The following is a 23,692-nucleotide window of genomic DNA, read 5'->3' on the forward strand; positions in this document are numbered from 1 at the left end:
TCAGGCGACGGGGGCGGAGCCGGAGGTGATCTCGCTCGCCCACTGCGTCGACTCGCCGACCGGCAGGTCCGCGCGGTCCGCGGCGGCCGTCAGGACGCCGGTCAGTACCGCGCTCATGCGTTCCACGGTGCTCCGGTCGAAAAGCTCCGCGTCGTAGACCAGGTGTCCTGCTATTCCGGCCGGTCCGGAATTCTCGGTCAGCACCACCGCGAGATCGAAACGCGGTGGCACGTGGTCCACCCAGAACGGCTCCAGCTGGATTCCGTCGAATTCCATCGTGGATTCGGCGTTGTTCTGCAGCACCAGCATCACCTGGAACAGCGGATAGCAGCCGGGCCGGCGGTGCGGATCGCAGTGCGTGACCAGTTGGGTGAACGGCATCTCCTGGTGCTCGAACGCCGCGAAGTCGACGTCCCTGGCCCGGCCCAGCAGTTCGGCGAAGCTCGGCTGTCCGGAGGTGTCCAGCCGCAGCACCAGGGTGTTGGTGAAGAGGCCGACGAGGTCGTTCAGTCCCTCGTCCACCCGGCCCGCGATCGGGATGCCGATCGGGACGTCGGTGCCGGCGCCGGCCAGGGTCAGCGCGGCGGCCAGGGCGGTGTGCAGCACCACGAAGAGCGTGGTGTCGTACCGTCCGGCCAGCTCCAGCAGCTGCCGGTGCAGCTGCGGCCCGAGCTCGATCGGCACCATCGCGCCCTGCCGGCCGTGCCGTTGCGGGCGGGGCCGGTCCAGCGGCAGGGTCACCTCGGGCGGCAGACCGGCCAGCGTGCTGCGCCAGAAGGCCAGCTCCTCGGCGGCCCGGCTCCGCGGGTCGGACTCGTCCCCCAGCAGCTCCGCCAGCCAGCGGGTGTAGTCCGCGTACTGGACGGGCAGCGGCTCCCGGCTCGGCGCCGAGCCGGCCTTGCGGGCGGCGTAGGCGGCGGCGAGATCGGCCAGCAGGACGCCGACCGACCAGCCGTCACCGGCGATGTGGTGCCACACCAGCAGCAGCACGTGCTCGTCCTGCTGCCCGGTCACTGCCTCGGTGGTGGCCCCGGCATCGGCCCCGGTCGGCCGGTAGAGGAACACCCGCAGAGGGATTTCCTCGCGCAGATCGAAAACGCGGTGGGCTTCGTCCCGAACCCTAGCAGGAATATCGGTGGCGGGGACATCGCAAACCGGCACCGAAAGGCGCGCGAATTCGGCCGGGACAATGCGCTGGTACCGGTTTCCGGCGATCTCGGGGAATACCGTCCGCAGCGATTCATGGCGACCGACGACGTCGTTCAACGCCGCTTCCAGCGCGAGCGGGTCCAACGCGCCGAGCAGCCGGAACGCCATCGGCATGGTGTAGAGCGCGCTCGGCCCGTCGGCCTCCCCGATCAGCAGCACGCGTTCCTGGGGCGGCGCGAGCGGCATCGGATCGGGTCGCTCGCCCGCGACCAGCGCCGGACGCCGGGCGCCGGTGCGCCGGTAGGTCGACAGCCGGGCGGCCAGCTCGGCCACCGTCGGCGCGGCGAACAGCTCGCGCAGGCTCGGTTCCACGCCCAGCTCCGAGCGGATCCGGCTGGTCAGCCGGGTCGCCAGCAGCGAGTGGCCGCCGAGGTCGAAGAAGCCGTCGTCGATGCCGACCTCGGGCGCCCCGAGCACCTCGGCGAAGAGCGCGCAGAGCGTCTCCTCCTGCGGTGTGCGCGGCAGGCGGCGTGCGGCGTCCGGTACGAACTCCGGTGCCGGCAGGGCCGCGCGGTCCAGCTTGCCGTTCGGTGTCAGGGGCAGCGCCGCCAGCATCACGAACGCCCCGGGCACCATGTACTCGGGCAGCCACTCGGCCAGCGCGGTCCGCACCCGGGCGAGGTTGCCGTCCCAGTCCGGGCCGGGCACCAGGTAGGCGGTCAACCGCTGGTCGCCCGGCTGATCCTGACGGACCGTCACCACTGCTTGGGCGACCCCCTCGCAGCCGTTCAGCGCCGCCTCGATCTCGCCCAGCTCGATCCGGAAGCCGCGCACCTTGACCTGGTGGTCGGAGCGGCCGACGAACTCCAGCTGCCCGTCCGCGCCCCAGCGCACCACGTCGCCGGTGCGGTACATCCGGGTGCCCGCCGCGCCGAACGGGTCCGCGACGAAGCGCTCGGCGGTCAGCGCCGGGCGGCGCAGGTAGCCCCGGGCGAGCCCGTCGCCGGCGATGAACAACTCGCCGGGCACCCCCGGCGGCACCGGACGAAGTCCCTCGTCCAGCACGTACACCCGGGTGTTGCGCACCGGGCGGCCCACCGCCGGGGCGCCGGGGCGCCGCCCGTCCAGCAGCGCGGCCGTCGAGTAGACCGTGGTCTCGGTCGGCCCGTACCCGTTCAGCACCTGGGTGCCCAGCGCGCGCATCGAGGCGGCCAGCGCCGGCGGCAGCGCCTCGCCGCCGACCAGCATCCGCAGCCCGCGCGCGCCCTCCGGCGCGTGCGCCAGCAGGGCCTGCCAGAGCGAGGGCGTCGCCTGCAGCACGGTCGCGCCGGAGGCGGTCGCCAGCGCGGACAGCGCGCACGGGTCCTGGACGGTCTCGCGTGGGGCGAGCACCACGGCGGCGCCCGACACCAGGGGGAGCCAGAGCTCGAAGGCCGCGATGTCGAAGGCGACGGTGGTCACCGCGAGCACCCGGTCCGCCGGCCGCAGTGGCACCAACTCGCCCAGGGCCGCCAGGAAGTTGTGCAGGCCGCCACGGGTCACCACGACGCCCTTGGGGCGGCCGGTGGAGCCCGAGGTGTAGATCACGTACGCCGCGTCGTCCGCGGCCGGGCGCACTCCGGTGGGGTCGGTGGCCGGCCGGGCCGCCAGGGCCTCGGGCAGTCCGGGCGCGTCCAGCGCCAGCCGGGGCACGTCCGCCCCGAGCGCCGGGCCGGCCGACTGCGCGTCGAGGGTGAGGAGCAGCGCCGGGCGGGCGTCGTCCAGCACGTAGCCGATCCGCTCGGCCGGGTGGTCGGGATCGACCGGCAGGTAGGCCGCGCCCGACTTGAGCACCGCCAGCAGCGCCACCACCAGGTCCACCGAGCGCGGCAGCGCGACGGCGACCAGGTCACCGGGACCGACGCCCCGGGCGATCAGGTGGTGGGCCAGCCGGTTGGCGCGGGCGTTCAGCTCGCGGTACGGCGTCGCAGCGCCCTCGAAGAGCACCGCGACCGCGTCCGGCGCCTCGGCGGCCCGGGCCGCGAAGAGCTCGCTCACGCTGCCCGGGACGTCCGGGCGGGCGGTGTCGTTCCACTCCTCCAGGACCGTGCGGCGCTCGGCCGGCGCCAACACCTCGATCCCGCCGATCGGGCGGCCGGGATCCGCCGCGGCCGCCTCCAGCAGCCGGGTCAGGCGGTCCACCAGCAGCTGTGCGGTGCCCGGGTCGAAGAGGTCGAGGCTGAACTCCAGATCCCCGCGCAGGCCGGCCGGGGCGCCGTCGGCGGTCCGCTCCTCGGCGAAGCCGAAGTTGAGGTCGAACCGGGAGGCACCGGAGGCGACCGGCTCCAGGACGGTCTCCAGTCCGGCGAGGCCGAGGTCGCCGTGCGCCGTGTTGTGCACGCTGAGCCCGACCTGGAAGAGCGGGTGGCGGGCCTGCGAGCGGACCGGGTTGACCACCTCGACCAGCCGCTCGAACGGCACGTCCTGGTTGGCGTAGGCCGCCAGCCCCGCGTCCCGGACCCGGGCCACCAGCTGGTGGAAGTCCGGGTCCCCGGAGGTGTCGGTCCGCAGCACCAGCATGTTCACGAAGAAGCCGACCAGTTCGTCGACCGCCTCGTCGGTGCGGCCGGCGATGGTGCTGCCGACCGGGATGTCGGTGCCCGCGCCGAGCCGGGTCAACAGAGCGGCCAGACCGGCCTGGAGGACCATGAACAGGCTCGCCCGGTTCTCCCGGGCCAGCGCCGCCAGCGCGGCGTGCAGGGCCGGGCTCAGCCGGAAGTCGAGCGTCCCGCCGCGGTGGGTCGCCACCGCCGGGCGCGGACGGTCGACGGGCAGCGCCAGCTCGTCCGGAAGGTCCGCCAGTGTCTCGGCCCAGTAGGCCAGTTGACGGGAGATCGGGCTGTCCGGCTGCTGCTCGTCGCCCAGCACCTGGCGCTGCCACAGCGTGTAGTCCGCGTACTGCACCGGCAGCGGCGCCCGGTCCGGCGCGGCGCCGGACCGGCGTGCCGCGTAGGCCTCGGCCAGGTCGCGCATCAGCGGCGCCACCGACCAGCCGTCACCGGCGATGTGGTGCAGCACCAGGAGCAGCAGGTGCCGATCGGGAGCCAGCTCGAACAGGCTCGCCCGCAGCGGAGGTTCGACCGCCAGGTCCAGGACCCGGCCGACGGCGGCGGACACCTGCCCGTCCAGTGCGGCCTCGGAGGTCTGCACGACCTCCAACTCCGGTGTGGCTGCCTGCGGTTCCAGCACCAGCTGGTACGGCACTCCGTCGACATCCGGGAAGACCGTGCGCAGACTCTCGTGCCGGGCCACCAGGTCGGCCAGCGCCGCGCGCAGGGCGGCGCGGTCCAGTGCACCGGTCAGGCGCAGCGCCAGCGGCATCGCGTAGGTCGCGCCCTGCCCGTCGAAGCGGTTGATGAACCAGAGCCGGCGCTGCGCGAACGACAGCGGCACCCGCTGCGGGCGCTCGACCGGCCGCAGGGCGGTCCGGGCCTGCTGGGCGTCGCCGAGCAGGGCCGCCAGGCCCGCCACCGTCGGCGCCTCGAACACCGAGCGGATCGCCAGTTCGGCACCGAACACCGACCGCACCCGGCTCACCAGGCGGGTGGCCAGCAGCGAGTGGCCACCCAGGTCGAAGAAGTCGTCGTCGATGCCGACCGAGGCCAGTCCCAGCACCTCGGCGAAGGCGCCGCAGAGCACCTCCTCCACCGGCGTGCGGGCGGCCCGGCCGGTCGAGCCGACGGTGAAGTCCGGTGCGGGCAGCGCCTTGCGGTCCAGCTTGCCGTTCACCGTCACCGGCAGCCCGGCCAGCACGACGACGGCCGACGGCACCATGAAGGCCGGCAGGATCCCGGCGGCGTGCTGGTGCAGGACGGCGGGCAGCCGGGCGGCCAGGGCCCGCCGGCGGCGGGCGGCGGCCGGGTTGCTCGCATGCGCGGCCGGGTCGGGGTCGGCGCCCGGGCGGGCGCCGGTGGCCACCACGCCGGGGGCGCCGGCGGGCAGCAGGAGCAGGTCGAAGCGGTCGTGGCCGGCGGCCGACCAGGTGGCGAGTGCGGTCAGGCCGTGCGCCTCGCCGAGCCGGCAGAGCGCCTCCGGGTCCACGCCCCGGCCCTGGCCGCGCTTCAGCGCCTCCCGCGCCTCGTGGACGGGCCCGGGCTGGGCGAGTGCGGCGAACTCGGCGACCAACCGCTCGTTGGGTACGCCGGTGACGCGCAGGGCGGCCGGTCGGGTGGCCGGGTCCGTGAGGACGGCTTCGAGGGCGGCGCGCGGGTCGGCGCCGTCGGCGGCCAGCAGCTCCCAGGGCAGCTCCGGCACGCCGTCCGGCGAGGCGACGTCGGCCGCCGGCTGCGTCGGCGCGGTCTTGCGCAGGGCCACCTCGTAGCGGTGGCGGGTCAGTTCGTTGTGGTACGCGCCGCGCTTGAGGCGGATGTCCACCGCGGCCACCCGGCCGTCGGCCTCGGCCAGCGCGGTGAAGAACTCCGGGGCCACCAGGAGTTCGGGCTCTGCGGCGATCGCGCGGTCCAGCACGGTGGCCAACGGGGTGCCGGCGGGGTCGGCCGTGGAATCGGCGGTGAGGTCGGCGATGTCGGCCGCCCGCTCGCAGGCGACGCCCGCCTGCAACGCGCGCTCGGTGTGCAGGTTGCGCACGTCGCCGACGAACAGCGTCCCGCCCGGTGCCAGCAGGTCCAGGCACCGGTCGACCACCTGGGCCAGATAGCCGGCGTCGGGGAAGTACTGCGCCACGGAGTTGATCACCACCGTGTCGAAGTGGTCCGTCGGCAGCCCGTCGACCACGTCCGCCGGACGGCAGTGCAGCTCGACGCGTCCGGCCAACTCGGCGTCGGCCGAGACCCGTTCGGCCAGCCGGCGGATGGCCGCCGGGGAGAAGTCGGTCCCCCGGTAGACCTCGGCCTGCCGGGCCAGCCGGACCAGCAGCAGACCGGCGCCGACGCCGATCTCCAGCACCCGGCGCGGGCGCAGCTCGGCGATCCGCGCCACCGTCGCGTCGCGCCACTCGCGCATCTGCTCCTGCGGGATCGGCAGGCCGTCGTAGGTGCTGTCCCAGCCCCGGAAGTCGTCCTCCCAGGGGACCGAGTCGCTCGCGCTGTACACCTCCTCGTGGATCTCCTGCCACTCCTCGACCAGGTCGGCGCCGTCGGCCGCCTCCCCGTCGGGGACGACGTAGGCCACCAGGCGCACGTCACCGGGGACGTCCTCGCGGGCCAGCACCACCGCCTGCCCGACCGCCGGGTGCTCGGCCAACCGGGCCTCGATCTCGCCCAGTTCGACCCGGTGGCCGCGGATCTTCACCTGGTCGTCCGCGCGGCCGCGGAACACCAGCCGCCCGTCCGCCGTCCACGCCGCCAGGTCACCGGTGCGGTACATCCGCTCCCCCGGCGCACCGAACGGACACGCGACGAACCGACCCGCCGTCAACCCCGGCCGGCCCAGATAGCCGCGCGCCAACCCCGCACCCGCCACGTACAGTTCACCGGCCACCCCCAGCGCCGCCGGGCGCAGGTCCGCGTCCAGGACGAAGACCCGGGTGTTGTCGATCGGGCGGCCGATCGGCACCGGACCGGCGCCCAGCGACTGCGCGTCGAGCGGCTCGCTCATCGTGGCGCAGACGGTCGACTCGGTCGGCCCGTAGGCGTTGACCAGCAGGCGGCCGGCGGACCAGCGGACCGCCAGGGCCGCAGGGCAGGTCTCACCGGCGGTCACCACGGTCCGCAGGCCCGTCAACCGCGCCTCCGCGCCCGGCGGCAGGGCCTCCAGCGCGGACGGGGTGATGGTCAGGTGGGTGACCCGGGCGGTGGCCAGCAGGCCCGCCAGGGCGTCACCGGCCAGCGGGCCGGCGTCGCCGTCGGCCTCGGGCAGCACCAGCGTGCCGCCGCCGGCCAGGGCCATCAGCAGCTCCCAGACCGAGGCGTCGAAGCTGGGTGAGGCCAGCTGCAGCACCCGGCTGGAGGCGTCCGCGCCCAACCGCTCGGCCTGCGCGCGCGCCAGGCTGGGCAGGCCGGCGTGCGGGACCACGACGCCCTTGGGGCGGCCGGTGGAGCCCGAGGTGTAGATCACGTACGCCGCGTTCTGCGGGCCCAGCGGACGCAGCCGCTCGGCCTGCGTCAGCGCCGCGTCCGCGTGCTCGGCGAGCGCCGCGACCACCGCCGGATCGTCCAGCAGGACCGGCTCAACGGCCGTCCGGGGAAGGCTGGTTCGACTGTCGGTCAACAGCAGGGCGGGCGCCGCGTCGGTGAGCATGTAGGTGATCCGGTCGGCCGGGTAGTGCGGGTCGACCGGCAGGTAGGCGCCGCCGGCCTTGAGCACGGCCAGGGCGGCGACCACCAGTTCCACCGAGCGCGGCAGCGCCAGGGCCACCAGGTCCTCCGCGCCCACCCCGAGGGTCACCAGGTGGCGCGCCAGCCGGTTGGCCCGCGCGTCCAGCTCCGCGTACGTCAACTCCCGGGTGCCGCAAGCCAGTGCGACCGCGTCGGGGGCGGCCGTCCGGCGGGCCTCGAAGAGTTCGGGCAGGGTCGAGGCGCCCGACAGCCGCACGGCGGTGTCGTTCCACCCCTCCAGCGTCTGCCGGCGCTCCTGGGCGGAGACCACCTCCAGCCGGCGCACCGGCAGTTCGGGCGCCGACAGCACCTGCTCCAGCACCTGGGAGAGCCGGCCGACCAGCGCCCGGACGGTCGCGCGGTCGAACAGGTCGGCTGCGTACTCCACGAAGCCGTCCAGCCCCTGCGGGGCGCCGTCCTCGCCGAGCCGCTCGGAGAGCGAGACGAACAGGTCGATCCGTGCGGTGCCGGTATTGGCCCACTCCAACTGGCCTTGCAGACCAGAGAGTTCGAAGTCAGCGCGCTGGTTGTTCTGCAGCACCAGGGCGACCTGGAAGAGTGGGTGACGGGCGGCCGAGCGGGTCGGCGCCAGCGCCCCGACCAGGTGCTCGAACGGCACGTCCTGGTGGGCGTAGGCGGCCAGCGCCGCCTGCCGCACCCGGCCGAGCAGTTCGGCGAAGGTCGGGTCGCCGGAGACATCCGCGCGCAGCACCAGGGAGTTGACGAAGAAGCCCACCAACGGGTCCAGCGACTCGTCCAGCCTCCCGGCCACGCCGAACCCGATCGGCACGTCCTCGCCGGCGCCCAACCGCGACAGCAACGCCGCCAGCGCGGCCTGGAGCACCATGAACGGTGTCACGTCGTGCGCGCGGGCGACCCGCTGGAGCCCCTCGTGCAGTTCGGGGCCGAACGCGAACGGCAGGAAGCCGCCGCGGTAGGAGGCCACCGCCGGGCGCGGCCGGTCGTACGGCAGCGCCAGCTCCTGCGGCGCGCCGTCCAGCGCCCGGCGCCAGAAGTCCACCTGCCGGGCCATCGCGCTGTCCGGGTCGTCCTCGGCGCCGAGCAGCTCGCGCTGCCAGAGCGCGTAGTCCGCGTACTGCACCGGCAGCGGCGTCCACTGCGGCGCGGCGCCCTCGCGGCGAGCCGCGTAGGCCGTGGCCAGGTCCTGCGCCAGCGGGCCGAGCGACCAGCCGTCACTGGCGATGTGGTGCAGCACCACCATCAGCAGCGCGTCCTCGGCCGAGACCCGCAGCAGTGTGGCGCGCAGCGGAAGATCACGGGAGAGGTCGAAGGGGTAGCGGGCGGCCGCCTCGGCCGCCGCCGCGACGGCGTCCTCGTCGACCTGCACGACCTCCAGTCCGGGCCAGGCCTCGGCCGGGTCCAGCACCGCCTGGCGGGGCACCCCCGACTCCTCCGGGAAGACCGTGCGCAGGCTCTCGTGCCGGGCGACCAGATCGCCCAGCGCCGCGTCCAGCGCGGGCACGTCCAGCGCGCCGGACAGCCGCAGCGCGATCGGCATGTTGTACGTCGCGCTCGGCCCCTCCAACTTGTGCAGGAACCACAGCCGTTGCTGGGCGAAGGAGAGCGGCAGCACGGCGGGCCGGACGGCCCGGCCGAGCGCCGGGCGGGCCACCGCCGAGGTGTCCAGCCGCAGCGCCAGCCCAGCGGGCGTCGGCGCCTCGAAGACCTCGCGCACCGACAGCTCGGCGCCGAAGACGGCGCGCACCCGGGAGGCCAGCCGGGTGGCCAACAGGGAGTGGCCGCCCAGGTCGAAGAAGCTGTCGTCGGCGCCGACCCGCGGCACCGCCAGCAGCTCCGCGTACAGGCCGCAGAGCACCTGTTCGGCCGGGGTGCGGGGCGCGCGCGAGGCGGCGGCGGCACCGAACTCGGCGTCCGGCAGCGCCTTGCGGTCGATCTTGCCGTGCGCGGTCAGCGGCAGCGCCGCGAGCACCAGCACGGCGGCGGGGACCATGTAGTCGGGCAGCAGCGAGGCCGCGTGGGTCCGCACGGCGGCCGGATCGGCCTCCCCCGCGACGTAGCCGACGAGCTGCGCGCGGCCGGCCAGGTCCTGGCGGATCACGGCGACCGCGTCGGTGACGCCGGGCGCGCCGCGCAGCGCCGCTTCGACCTCGCCGAGCTCGACGCGGTGGCCGCGCACCTTGACCTGGAAGTCGCGGCGGCTCAGGAACTCCAGCTGCCCGTCCGGCCGCCAGCGCACCTGGTCGCCGGTGCGGTACATCCGCGCGCCGAAGCCGGTGGAGAACGGGTCGGCCACGAAGACGCCGGCGGTCCGCCCGGGGTCGCCGACGTAACCGCGCCCGACGCCCTCCCCCGCGACGTACAGCTCGCCGGGGACCCCGACCGGGACCGGCTGGAGGGCGTCGTCCAGCACGAAGAAGCGGGTGTTGCGCACCGGCCCGCCGATCGGCGTGCGCGGGCCGGGCAGCGGCTCGGTGAGGACCGCGTGCGCGACGTCGTCCGAGCACTCGGTCGGCCCGTAGGCGTTGACCATCGGCACCTGCGGATAGCGGGCGAACCAGCGCTCGCAGAGGTCCGGGGCCAGCTCCTCGCCGGTCACCACCAGCCAGCGCAGGCCCGCCAGTTCGGGCGCCGGCAGTCCGGCGTCCCAGGCCTCCACGGCAGCCCGCAGCAGCGAGGGCACCACCTCGAGGACGGTGACGCCCTCCGCCTCGGTGACGCCGAACAGCGCCTCGGGGTCGGCGGCCGTGGTGTGGCCCACCACCCGCACCCGGCCGCCGACGGCCAGCGCGGCGAGGATCTGCCAGACGGCGACGTCGAAGGTCAGCGGCGCGTTCTGGACCACCGTGTCCGCGGCGGTCAGGGCGAGGTCGTCGACCTTGGCGGAGAGGTGGTTGGCCAGGCCCGCGCGGTGCACCATGGCGCCCTTGGGGCGGCCGGTCGAGCCGGAGGTGAAGATCACGTACGCCAGGTCGAGCGGGCCGGTCGGCGTCGGCTGCCACGCGTCGTGCCCGGCGGCGGCGTCGGTGGCCTCGTGCAGGGCCGCCACGGTCAGCGTGGGGCCCACCTCGGCGGCGATCCGCCCGGCCACCGGCTCGAAGCCGGCCCCGGCCAGCAGCACCCGCGCGCCCGCGTCGGCGAGCACACCGGCCGAGCGGCCGAACGGGACCGCCGGGTCCAGCGGCACGAACGCGGCACCGGCGCCCAGCACGCCCAGGATCCCCGCGACGAAGTCGATCCCGGGCTCGGCCAGCACGCCCACCACGCGGCCGGGCCCCCACTGCGGCAGCGCCCGCAGCCGGGCCGTCACGCCCGCGGCCCGGGTCGCCAGGGCCGCGTAGTCCAGCTCGGCTCCGTCGTCCACGACGGCGATCCGGTCCGGGCCGGTGGCCGCCAGCCGCCGGACGCACTCCACCACGTCGCCCACCCCGCCCTCGCGGGCGGTGTCGTTCCAGCCGACCAGCACGTCGTGGCGCTCCTCGGCGGTCAGCACCTCCAGCTCGCGCACCGGCGCGTCGGGCTCGGCGACCACCTGGGTGAGCACCTGCACCAGTCGGCCGACCAGCGTCTCGACGGTCGCGTGGTCGAACAGCTCGGCCGCGTACTCCACGAAGCCCTGCACGCCGCCGGGGGCGCCCTCGCCGCCGGGTTGGGCGACGGCGGTGGTGCCGGTCGTCTCGGTGGCCCCGGTGGTCCCCGTCGTCCCCGTGTTCTCGGTCGTCTCGATCGTCTCGGTCAGCGAGAACAGCAGGTCGAAGCGGGACATGTCGGTGCCGGCCCACTCCAGGCGGGTGCGCAGCCCGGGCAGGTCGAAGGCCGCCTGCTGGTGGTTCTGCAGCACCAGCGCCACCTGGAAGAGCGGATGGCGGGAGGCCGAGCGGGTCGGCGCCAGCGCGCCGACCAGGTGCTCGAACGGCACGTCCTGGTGGGCGTAGGCGGCCAGCGCGCGGTGCCGCACCCGGCTCAGCAGCTCGGCGAAGCTGGGGTCGCCGGAGACGTCGGCGCGCAGCACCAGCGTGTTGACGAAGAAGCCGACCAGGCCGTCCAGCGCCTCGTCCAGCCGTCCGGCCACGTCGAAGCCGACCGGCACGTCCTGGCCCGCGCCCAACCGCGACAGCAACGCCGCCAACGCGGCCTGCAGCAGCATGAACAGCGTCGCGTCGTACTCCCGGGCCAGCGCCAGCAGGCCCGCGTGCAGCTCGGGTCCGAAGGTGAAGTTGACGTAGCCGCCGCGGTAGGAGGCCAGCGCCGGGCGCGGCCGGTCGGTCGGCAGCGCCAGCTCCTCCGGCGCTCCCTCCAACGTCCTTCGCCAGTAGTCGACTTGCTGGGAGAGCACACTGTCGGGGTCCTGCGCGGACCCCAGCAGCTCGCGCTGCCAGAGCGTGTAGTCGGCGTACTGCACGGGCAGTTCCGCCCAGCCCGGCTCGCCACCCGCCAACCGGGCGCCGTAGGCCAGCGACAGGTCCCGGGCCAGCGGGCCGAGCGACCAGCCGTCGGCGGCGATGTGGTGCAGCACGATCACCAGCACGGCCTCCTGCGGCGACACCTGGAGCAGGGTGGCCCGCAACGGCGGCTCGCAGGCGAGGTCGAAGCCGTACAGGGCCGCGGTGCGGACCGCCGTCGCGACGCCCTCCTCGGCGACCTGCACGACCTCCAGCCCGGGCCAGGCCTCGGCCGGGTCCAGCACCGCCTGGCGGGGCACCCCCGCCTCCTCCGGGAAGACCGTGCGCAGGCTCTCGTGCCGGGCGACCACGTCGCCGAGCGCCGCGTCCAGCGCGGGCGCGTCCAGCGGGCCCGACAGCCGCAGGGCGAACGGGATGTTGTACGTCGCGCTGGGCCCCTCCAACTTGTGCAGGAACCACAACCGCTGCTGCGCAAACGACAACGGGATCATGAAAGGTCTCCTTCTCGGGACATCTTGCGAAGTACCGGCCGCGTGCGGACGACCGTCAGATCCAGCTGCGCCGCGAGCCCTGCGGGCGTCGGCGCCTCGAGCACCTCCCGGACCGACAGCTCCACCCCGAAGGCGCTGCGCGCCCGGGAGGCCAGCCGGGTGGCCAGCAGCGAGTGCCCGCCCAGTCGGAAGAAGTCGTCGTCCACGCCCACCTGTTGGACGCCGAGGACTTCGGCGAAGAGCCGGCACATCTGCTCCTCGCGCGGATCGCGCGGCGCCCGGGACGGCTCGGCGGCCGCCGCATAGTCCGGGGCCGGCAGCGCGCGGCGGTCGGCCTTGCCGCTCGGCGTCAGCGGCAGCGCCTCCAGCGTGACGAACGCGGCCGGCACCATGTACCCCGGCAGCCGGGACTCCAGGTACTCCCGCAACTCGCCGCCGGTGGCGGCCCGATCGCCCACGGGGACGACGTAGGCCACCAGACGGACGTCACCGGGGACGTCCTCGCGGGCCATCAGCACCGCCTGTCCCACGGCCGGGTGCTCGGCCAACCGGGCCTCGATCTCGCCCAGTTCGATGCGGTGGCCGCGGATCTTCACCTGGTCGTCCGCACGGCCGCGGAACACCAGCCGCCCGTCCGCCGTCCACGCCGCCAGGTCACCGGTGCGGTACATCCGCTCCCCCGGCGCACCGAACGGACACGCGACGAACCGACCCGCCGTCAACCCCGCCCGGCCCAGATAACCGCGTGCCAACCCCGCACCCGAGACGTAGAGTTCGCCGACCTCGCCCGGTGCCACCGGGCGCATCGCGGCGTCCAGCAGGTGGGCCCGCAGGCCCGGCAGGGCCTCACCGATCAGGCTGCCCTGCGCGTCGGCCGCCGTCCGGGCGTCCAGCGCGAGGTGCGTGACGTGCACCGTGGTCTCGGTGATGCCGTACATGTTGACCAGCACCGGCGCGTCGTCGCCGTGCCGGGCGTACCAGTCGGCCAGCGCGGCCGGCTCCAGCGCCTCGCCGCCGAACACCACCCAGCGCAGGGCGAGTTCCTCCCCGGACGACGGGTTCTCCCGCTCGGCGGCGACCAGTTGCCAGAACGCCGACGGGGTCTGCGAGAGCACCGTCACCCTTTCCCGCACCAGCAGCCGCAGGAACTCCTCCGGCGAGCGGGTCACCGCGTGCGGCACCACCACCAGCCGGCCGCCGTGCAGCAGCGCGCCCCACAACTCCCAGACCGAGAAGTCGAACGCGCAGGAGTGGAAGAGCGTCCACACCTCGTCCGGACCGAAGGCGAACGGCCGGCGCGCGGCGGCGAAGAGCCCGACCACGTTGCGGTGCGGGACGACCACGCCCTTGGGACGGCCGGTCGAGCCCGAGGTGTAGATCACGTACGCCGCGTTCGCCGGGCTGAGCGGACGCAACCGCTCGGCCTGCGACAGCGCCGCGTCCGCGTGCCCGGCCAACGCCGCGACCACTGCCGGATCGTCCAGCCTGACCGTCTCGACGGCCGTCTGCGGCAGCGCCGTTCGGCTGTCGGTCAGCAGCACCCTCGGCGCCGCGTCGGCCAGGGTGTAGCCGATCCGGTCGGCCGGGTAGTCCGGGTCCACCGGCAGGTACGCCCCGCCGGCCTTGAGCACCGCCAGGACCGCCACCACCAACTCGGCCGACCTGGGCAGCGCCAGCGCCACCAGGTCCTCGGCGCCCACCCCCAGGGCCACCAGGTGGCGCGCCAGCCGGTTGGCCCGCGCGTCCAGCTCCGCGTACGTCAACTCTCCTTCCTCGCAGGTCAGGGCGACCGCGTCCGGCACGAGCGCGGCGCGGGCCTCGAAGAGCTCCGGCAGCGTCGGCTCGGCGATCCGCCGCTGCGGCGCCTCGGCCAGCTGCTCCAGCAGCGCGCACCAGTCGTCGAGCATCGTCCGGGCCGTGGCGGCGTCGAAGCAGTCGGCGTCGTACTTCAGGAAGAGCCGGAACCCGTCCGCCTCCTGGTAGATCTCCGCCGCGAGCCCGAACTCGCTCTGCTGGTAGACCCCTTCGAACGGCCGCAGGCCGAGTTCGCCCGGAGCGGGGGTGTTCGCGGCGGTGAGCGACGAGACCTCCCCGAAGTTCTGGTAGGACAGGCTGGTGCTGACGATCGGGGCACGGGCGCCGTCGCGCCGCACGTCCAGCGCGCGGACGATCGCCGGGAACGGGTAGCCGCCGTGTTCCAGACCGCCCAGGACGGCGCGGCGCGCGGTGCGCAGCAGGTCGGCGAAGGTGTCGTCCTCGGCGACCGCACAGCGGATCGGCAGCAGGTTCACGAAGTGCCCGATGGTCTCGTGGAACCGGGCCTCCGGGCGGCCGGCGGTCGGCAGGCCGACCACCAGGTCGCGCTGCCCGGTGGCGCGGTGCAGGAACGCCAGATAGGACGCGAGGAAGACCACCGCGAGCCCGGCCCGCTGCTCGCGCGCGCAGGCGGTGAGCGCCGCGGAGAGCGCGGGAGTCAGCCGGGTGCTGATCGCCTCGCCGCGCGGTGCGCGCCCCGGGAGCCGGGGCCGGTCGACGGGCAGCGCGAGCGCCTCGCGCGGTGCGCGCAACTCGTCCGTCCAGTGGGCGAGGTGGGTGCGGCCCTCCGGGCTCGCCAGCAACGCCTCCTCCCAGGCGACGAACTCGGCGTATCCGGCGGCCGGTTGGGCATCCGCGTGCGGGGCGGGATCGGTGGACGTGGTGGGACGGGTGGCCGAGCGGTACGCCTCGGTCAGCGAACGGACCAGCAGCGCCGCCGAGATGCCGTCCACCACGAGGTGGTGGGCCGTGATCAGCAGCAGCCGCGGCACCCGACCGTCGCCGTCCTGGTCGCCGTCGTCCGGCGCGGTCGTCGAGACCAGCTGGACCCGGACCAGCGGCCCGGTCGCGAGGTCGAACGGCGCTGCCACCAACTCGCGCAGCCAGTCCACCTGTTCCGACCGCGAGGGAGCCGCGCAGCCGACCCGCTCGAAGGCGATGCCACCCGTCCCGTCGGCCTCCAGATACGGTATGCCGTCGTCCTCGCGGACGACCGAGCCGAGGATCGGGTGCCGCTCGGCCAGCACGTGGCAGGCCGCTTCGAGCGCGGCCTCGTCGAGCTCACCGTGCACCTCGAAGGCGATCGGCACATGGTAGGCCGTCAGGTCGGGCGAGGCCTGCTGCGAGAACCAGACGCCCAGTTGGACCTGGGAGAGCGGCGTTCGCGCGGGTGCGGGCGGGCCGGCCGGCCCGGCGGGGGCGGGTGCCGAGTCCGCCAGCAGGGTGTCCACGTGCTCGGCGCGGGTGGCCAGGAAGTGGGCGCAGAGTTCGTCCACGGTCACCAGGTCGAAGAGCAGCGTGGCCGAGATCTCGCCCAGGTCCTCGCGCAGGGCGCTGGTGAGCTGGAGGACGAGCAGCGAGTCCATGCCGTAGTCGGTCAGCGGCACCGCGGGGTCGATCCGGTCGGCGGGGATCCTGAGGGTGGCCGCGGCCTTGTCGCGCAGGTAGTCGGTCAGGTTCGCGGTGCGGCTCTCGGTCGGCTGGATCTCCGGAGAAGGGGCAGGGGCAAGAGCGGCAGCGGTCTGCGGGACGGCCGGGCGGGCCGCGGTCCGCCGGCGGACGATGCCGTCGCTCTCGGCGGCGATGATCTGCTGCCCGAGCGTGCGCGCCTGCGGCAGGACGAAGACCACCGACGGGAAGCCCTCACTCTCCAGCACCTCGCGCCAGCTCTCCGGCGAGAGCGCGGGCGAGCCGGGGATGCGCAGTGGCGCGTCCTCGAACAGCCACCAGCCCTCCAGCAGGCCGAAGGTGAGGTGGCTGAAGACGTCGAACGCGGCGAGTTCGTTCAGCAGCAGCCAACCCCCGTCCCGCAGCGCCGCCTTGGCGTTGCGCAGGGTGGTCCGGGTGTCGCGGGTGGCGTGCAGGACGTTGGCGGCGATCACCAGGTCGTAGCTGCCGGCCTCGATGCCCTGGCCGGCCAGCGACTGCTCCACGTCGAAGCGCGTGCAGTCGAGATAGGGCACGTCCGGTCCGTAGGACGAACGGGCGTGGTTCAGGAACGCCTTCGACAGGTCGGTGTAGGTGTAGGTCTCGATCCGGTCGGCGTACGGGCGCAGCGCGGCGAACATGCCGACACTGGTGCCGCCGGTACCGGCGCCGATCTCCAGGATGCGCAGCCGCGCCTCCGGGTCCTGGCGCAGGCGTTCGGCGACGATGCCGACGGCCGAGTCGGCCATCGCGCGGTTGTAGGTGTCCGCCACCCGGTTGTCGCGGTAGCAGCCCTCCACCAGCTCGACCGAGCCGCGCGGGAACATCACGTCGGTCGGCCGGGTCCGGCCGGTCAGGATCTCCGGCAGTGCACTCAACGTGGCGTCCACGAGCCGTAGTTCGGCGGCCTTGTCCGGGTCGACGGACCACCGGGCGCAGGCCGCGCGCCACTCGTCGGCCAGCACCTGCAACGGCGGTGCCGAGGCGGGCAGCACCCGCAGGGCGTGATCGAGCCAGGGGGTGTACCGCTCCAGGATCCCGGCCCGCTCCCGGATCTGCTCCGGCGGCCCGTCCAACTCGCCCGCGAGTGCCGTGAGATGGCCGTGGATCATCCTGGCGAGCAGCGGATCGCGCTCGGTGCGGCGCCACTCGGCTACCGCGTGCAGCACCTCGCGGTCGGCGGCCAGGGCCGCGTAGCGGGCCGGCAGGTCGGCCTGGACGCGGACGCGCGCCCGTTCGTAGACCGTCGTCCGCAGCCCGGGGTCGATCGCCTCCAGGGCGTCGGGCGCGCTCATCCTGATGAAGCCGAGCTGCTGTTGCGGGCCGCCGAGCAGGGTCTCCAGCGCCCCCATCGCCTCCGGAGGCTCGATCGAGACCAGTCCCGACCTGGTCATCCGCTCCTTGTAGAAGTCGGAGGTGACGCTGCCGAGGTTGCCCCACCAGCCCCAGTTCAGCACCTTGACCGGGCAGGCCCAGTGCTGGTCGAGCAGGTGGGCGTACGCGTCGAGGAAGACCGAGCCGGCCGCGTAGTTGCTCTGGCCCGCCGCCGTCGCGAAGGACTGGATCGAGGAGAAGAACAGCGCGAAGTCGAGCTCGTCGCCGCCGAAGGCCTCGGCCGTCGCGACGCTCACCTCGACCTTGGCCGCCAGGCTCGCGCGCAGCGCCGCCTCGTCCATCCGGGCGAGGCTGCGGTCGCGCAGCACCAGCGCCGCCTGGACGACGCCGTGGATCCGCCCGTGCCGGGCCAGGATCTCGGCGCGGGCACGGCGCAGCGCCTCGGGGTCGGCCGCGTCGGCGGCCAGGTAGCTCACCGAGCCGCGGCCGTGGACGGCGCGCAGCTTGGCGTCGATCGACGCGTCGTGCGCGCTGCGGCCGATCCAGACAACGTGTGCGCCGTGGCGCTCCACCAGGTGCTGGGTCCAGGCCGTGCCGAGGCCGCCCGCGCCGCCGATGACGACGTAGACGCCCCCCTCGCGGTACGGCGCCGCCTGCGCGCTCCCGGCGCCGGCCGAGGGCGGCGAGGCGGCCTCGGTCGGTGCCCAGCGGCGGGTCAGCCACTGTCCGGCGCGCCGCGCCCAGCTGTCGCCGTGCGAGTGCGCGGGCAGCGCGGCGAGGTCGGCGAGGTCGGCGGCAGCGTCGGCATCGGCCGTGGGGTCGGGGCCGTCGAGGTCCACCCGGCGGACCGTCCATTTCGGGTACTCGCGGCCGAGCGAGCCGAAGAGGCCGTGCAGACCGGCGTGCGCGGGCCGGGTCCGCTCGGTGGCGTGGGTGGCCAGGCAGCGCCGGGTGACCAGGGTGAGGCCGAGCGGGCCGGCGTCGCGGTCGGCGGCCACCAGGGCCTTGACCATCCGGAAGGCCGCGACGACGCCGTCCTGCTGCGCGGCGGCGAAGCCTGCGGTGTCGGTCGGCTCCAGCGGCGCGTCCGGCGCGAGCCACAGCAGGTGGTCGACCGGGCCGGCGGCGCGCAGGGCGGCGGCGGCCTCGTCGATCGACGCGGTCGGCGCCAACTCCCAGAGCAGCGCGTGCGGGTGGCGCTCGGTGACGGCGGCCCGCTGCTCGGCCGTCCCGCCGACGACCAGCACGCGGTCCTCGGCGGACGGGACGGGGGCCCGGCCGGCGCTGGCCGGTTCGGTGATCGGCTCCCAGACCGGCGCGTACAGCGCGGGCACCGGCTCCTTGGCGCGGCGCGAGGTGTAGCCGGTCATCCGGACGCAGAGCGCGCCGTCGGCGTCCACCAGGTCGATGTCCAGCCGGCTGAGCGCGGTGGCCGCCCGGCCCGCGTCGACCACCCGGACGACGGCCCACATCGAGGCCGGGCAGGGCGCGAAGTACTCCAACTGGTCGAGCGCGAAGGGCACCACGGTCTCCCGGGCCGCCGGACCGTCGGCGAGCTGGAGGGCGATCGAGGACTGGATCGCCGAGTCGAGCAGCGCCGGGTGCAGGACGTACGGCGCGCCGGGCTCGGCCGCCGCGGCCGGGACGTCCAGCTTGGCGAGGACGACACCGGGGCCGACGTAGGCCTCGTCGATCGCCCGCAGCGCCGGGCCGTGGCTGATGCCCATCGCCACCAGCGCCTCACCGATCTTCGCGGCGGAGACGGTGATCGGGCAGTGCGCGCGCAGCGACGCCAGGTCGGCGCGCGGCGGGCGCGGGGTGTCGGACCGGCTGATCCGGCCCTCGCTGCACAGCACGGGCGCTGCCGCGTGCGCGGTGATCGTGAAGGCGACGCCACCGTCGGCCGGCCGCAGCAGGACGTCGACGTCCTGCGGCGCGCCGTCCACCAGCAGCGGTTGCACCCAGGTGATGTCGCGCATCCGCAGCGGGGTCGCGGCGTCCACGCCGAGCGCGCGGACGGCCACCTCGCGGGCCAGTTCCAGATGGGCGACGGCGGGCAGGACCCGCTTGCCGCGCACCAGGTGGTCACGGAGGAACGGCTCCTCGCCGGTCAGCGTCGTCGAGGCGCGCAGGACGCCTGCCTCGGCCGGCACGGCGGCGGCCGCGTCGATCATCGGATGGCGGGCGGGAGCGGGCACGGGCGCGGGCAGCGCGACCGGGGTGGCCGGGGGCGCCGGGGTGGCCGGGGTGGCCCAGTGACGCTCGCGGGCGAACGGGTAGGTCGGCAGCGGGACGCGCAGGTACGCGCCCTGCGGGAAGAGCCGGGCGTGGTCGAACGCGGCGCCCCGCACGAAAAAGCCCGCGAGCTGCCGCAGGTCCGCCCGGTAGCCGTCCGGGTCGGCGGCCGCCCGGTCGTCGGCGCAGCGGCTCAGCCACGGCTCGCCGGGCGAGGTCGCGGTGGCAGCAGTGGCGCGGCGCACGGAGGTAGCCTCGCCGGTGACGGCGTGCACACCGTCGAGGCCGTCGTCCAGCAGCCGGACCAGCTCGGCCAGGTCACCGGCCACGCAGGCGAAGCGGTGTGCGAAGTGCTCCCGGCCGAGCAGCAGGGTGTGCGCGACGTCCCCACAGTCCAGTGCCGGTTCACGACGGCAGTGCGCCGCCAACCGGGCCAGCTGCTCGGCGAGTTGCTCACGCGACTGCGCCGACAGGACGACCAGGTACCCGGGACGCGGCGCCGCGGCGCGGCGCACCGCCGGAGCCTCGCCGAGCACGACATGCGCATTGGTGCCGCTGGCCCCGAACGAGCTGACGACGCCGGTGCGCGCGCCGCCGGACGGCGCCTCCCAGGCGTGGGTGCGGGTGCTCGGGTAGAACGGGCTGCCCTCGAAGCGGACCGCCTCGTTCGGCGCCTCGAAGTGCAGCGAGGCCGGTATCTGACGGTGCTTCAGCGCCAGCAGGACCTTGAGCACGCCCGCGATGCCCGCCGCGAACTGGGTGTGGCCGATGTTCGTCTTGACCGAACCCACCGCGCAGTAGCCCGACTTGTCGGTGTCCTTGCGGAACGCGCGGGTGAGCGCGGAGAACTCGATCGGATCGCCGAGCCGGGTGCCGGTGCCGTGCGCCTCGACCAGCTGGATCTGCCCGGGGTCCACGCCGAAGCCGTCGTAGACCTCGCGCAGCAGCTGCTCCTGGGAGACCGAACTCGGCGCCGTGATCCCGTTGGTCGCGCCGTCGTGGTTGACGCCCGAGCCGCGGATCACGGCGTGGACGTGGTCGCCGTCGGCCAGCGCGTCGGCCAGCCGCTTGAGGACGACGACGCCGACGCCCTCACCGGGCACGAAGCCGTTCGCGCGGTGGTCGAAGGTGTGGCAGCGCCCGTCCGGCGAGAGCATCCCGGCCCGGCCGGTGAGCCCGTAGAGCCGTGGCGTCGCCTGGACGAACACGCCGCCGGCCAGGGCCATCGTGGTCTCGCCCGACCAGAGGTCCTTGCAGGCAAGGTCGATCGCGACCAGCGAGCTGGAGCACGAGGTGTCGACCGCGATGGCCGGGCCCTTGAGGTTGAGGGCGTAGGAGACCCGGCCGGGGATGACCGAGGCCATGTTCCCCCAGAGGGCCTGCGCGGGCGCCTCCTCCCCCAGGAACTCCTGGTAGTCGCCGGCCCAGCAGCCGACATACACGCCGCAGCGACTCTCGCTGAGCTGTCGCCCGGCGTAGCCGGCGTCCTCCAGCGCCTTCCAGGACTCCTCGAGCAGCAGGCGCTGCTGCGGGTCCATGGCGGCCGCCTCGACGCCCGAGATGTTGAAGAAGAGCGGGTCGAACTCGTCGATCCGGTCGAGGAATCCGCCGCGCGGGCGCTCACCCGGGGCGTCGTCGGTGGCCCAGCGGGTGGCCGGGCGGACCAGGTCGTCGCCGGCGGCCAGATGGGCCCAGAGCTCGTCGAGCGAGTCGGAGCCGGCGAACCGACCGCTCATCCCGACGACCGCGATCGGCTCGCGCTGCGGGAGCTGGGCGGGCGCGGGGACGAGCGCGGGTGTGGGCGCGGGGACGGGGACGGGCACGGGGACGGGCACGGGGGCGGGTGCGAGGCTCGGCCGGTGGTCGGTCAGCAGGTGCGCGGTGAGGCGGTCGGCCGTGCTGTGGTCGTAGACCACGCTCGTCGCGAGATCGAGCGAGAGCGCCTCGTTGAGCTGGTGCACCAGGCGGACACCGAGGATGGAGTCGAGCCCGTAGTCGGCGAAGGCGAGACTCCCGTCGATCTCGTCGACGTCCATCGCCAAGGCCGCCGCCAGCCTCTCGCGCACGAGCTGCGCGACCCGCTCGTCCACCGAGAGCTGCGGCTGCGGCGCGACGCGGCCACCGTCGGTGGCGGGCGCGGGGACGGGAGTGGGGGCGGGGACGGGCGCGGCCGCCGGCAGGTCGCCGATCCAGAACCGGTCCCGGGCGAACGGGTAGGTCGGCAGCGAGATCCGCCGGGGCGTGTGCGAGCCGTGGAATGCGTGCCAGTCGAGGTCCGCCCCGTCGGCCCAGAGGGCGGCCAGCTTGCCGAGCTTGCCCGCCCGGAGCCAGCGGGCGATCAGCAGCTCCTGGAGGTCGTCGTCCTCGGCGATCTCGGCGGCGGCGCCCCGGGCGGGCCCGGCCGTGCCGCAGTGGACGCCGGACGCCTGCGCGCCCTGCTCCAGGTAGTCGCGCAGCACCCGACGCAGCTCGGAGAGCGAGCGCGCGGGCACCGCCAGGCGCTCCTTCATCGCCTCCCGGCCGACCTGGAGGGTGAACGCCAGATCAGCCAACTCCGCTTCGCTGTAGGGGTCTTCGAGGAAGACGGCGAGCCGCTCGGCGGCCGAGCGCAGCTGCTCCGGGGTGCGGGCGGACAGCACGACGAGCTGTTCGGACCCGTCCTCGCCGCTCGCCTCAGCCACCGTGGCGGCGGGCGCGGCGTACTCCTCGACGATCACGTGCGCGTTCGAGCCGCCCGCGCCGAACGAGGAGACCGCGGCGATCAGCGAGCCGTCCGACTGCCAGGGCGCCAGATCGCGTTGGACGAAGAACGGCGTCCGCTCGAAGGCGATGTTCGGGTTCGGCTGCTCGGCGTGCAGGCTCGGCACGAGCTCTCCGTGCTGGAGCTGGAGCACCACCTTGGTGAGCCCCGCGATGCCCGCGGCGGCCTCCAGGTGCCCGATCGCCGACTTGACTGACCCGATCGCGCAGAACTGCCGGTCGGCGGTGTCCTGTTCGAACGCGTGGGTGAGGCCGGTGACTTCGATCGGGTCGCCCAGCTCGGTGCCGGTCCCGTGCGCCTCGACGTAGCTCACGGCGCGGGCCGGGACGCCGGCCCGGGTCAGCGCGTCGCGGATCAGCTCGGTCTGCGCACCGGGGTTCGGCACGGTGTAACCATGGGACTTCCCACCGTGGTTGATGCTGGTGCCGCGAATCACCGCGAGCACCCGGTCGCCGTCCGCGAGCGCACGGGAGAGCGGCTTCAGCAGCACGCACCCGACGCCCTCGCCGGGGACGAAGCCGTGACCGCCGCTGCCGAAGCTGCGGCACCGCGCGTCCGCCGAGAGCATGGTCGAGCGGCACAGCTCGACGTAGTCCAGCGGGTGCTCGTACAGGTTGACGCCGCCGGCGATGGCCAACTCGCAAGCGCCGCTGTGCAGCTGCTCGCAGGCCTCGTGGATCGCGGTGAGCGAGGAGGAGCACATCGTGTCGACGGTCAGACTCGGTCCGCGCAGGTCCAGGACGTGCGAGGCCCGCGCGCTGACCGAGGCGAAGGAGAGGGCCGGCACCACGATCTCGCCCGAGGGGAGCAGTCCCGCCGCGTGCCGCGCATGGCCGGACTTCGTCACGCCGGCGAAGACACCGACCCGGCGGTGATGCCGGGAGGCGATCAACTCGCGGGTGTAACCGGCGTCTTCGAGGACCTCCCAGGATGCCTGAAGGAAGAGCCGCTCCTGCGGGTCCATCGCGTAGGCGTCTCGCGGGGCGATCTGGAAGAAAAGCGGGTCGAAGGCCGCGAAGTCCCCGACGAAGCCGCCCCACTTGCTGTAGCTGCGACCGGTGGCGATCGCCGTGTGCTGGTCGGGCTCGAAGAAGCCGTCCAACGCCCAGCGGTCGGCCGGGACTTCGGTAACGCAGTCGCGGCCGGCCCGCAGGTTCGCCCAGAACTCGGCGAGGTTGTCGGCCTGGGGGTAGCGGCCGCTCATCCCGATGATCGCGATCGGCTCACGGGCAGGCGGCGCCTCGGGGGCGGGGGCGGACGCGCTCTCGCGAACGGTCGCGTCGGCGGTGGCGGTGAGGGGCGGGGTGGGACGCTCGGCGGGAGCACCCGTCCAGGCGAGAGCCTCGGCAGTGTGGGCGGTCGCGAGGTGGCCGGCGATCGCGCGCAGGGTCGGGAACTCGTAGAAGAGCGTCCTGGAGACCTCGCTGAACGCCCCGGCGAGCTCGGCGTTCAACTGGACGACCATGATCGAGTCGAGTCCCAGCGCGCCGAGCTGCCGGTCGGCGTCGACGGCCGAGGGCGCGAGCTTGGTGACGCGGGCGAAGAGCCGGACCAGCAGGCGCA

The 23,692-nt window shown here is 74.7% G+C and carries 2 protein-coding genes (1 of these 2 running past the window's edge); both read right to left on the reverse strand.

The window, feature by feature from the left end; genetic code table 11:
* Complete coding sequence (locus BS80_RS13775) at window positions 1–12,336, reverse strand: non-ribosomal peptide synthetase (RefSeq protein WP_035796832.1); 12,336 nt, start codon at window positions 12,334–12,336, stop codon at window positions 1–3.
* A protein-coding gene (locus BS80_RS13780; RefSeq protein WP_035796834.1) for a non-ribosomal peptide synthetase crosses the window boundary here: on the reverse strand, window positions 12,333–23,692 show its 3' portion. Its footprint extends 10,714 nt past the window's final position; the window shows 11,360 of its 22,074 coding nt (coding positions 10,715–22,074); its start codon lies beyond the right edge, outside the window — the gene reads right to left on this strand; its stop codon occupies window positions 12,333–12,335. Before BS80_RS13780 ends, BS80_RS13775 begins: the two co-directional genes overlap by 4 nt.

It is taken from the genome of Kitasatospora mediocidica KCTC 9733 (assembly GCF_000744225.1).
Lineage (GTDB): Bacteria > Actinomycetota > Actinomycetes > Streptomycetales > Streptomycetaceae > Kitasatospora > Kitasatospora mediocidica.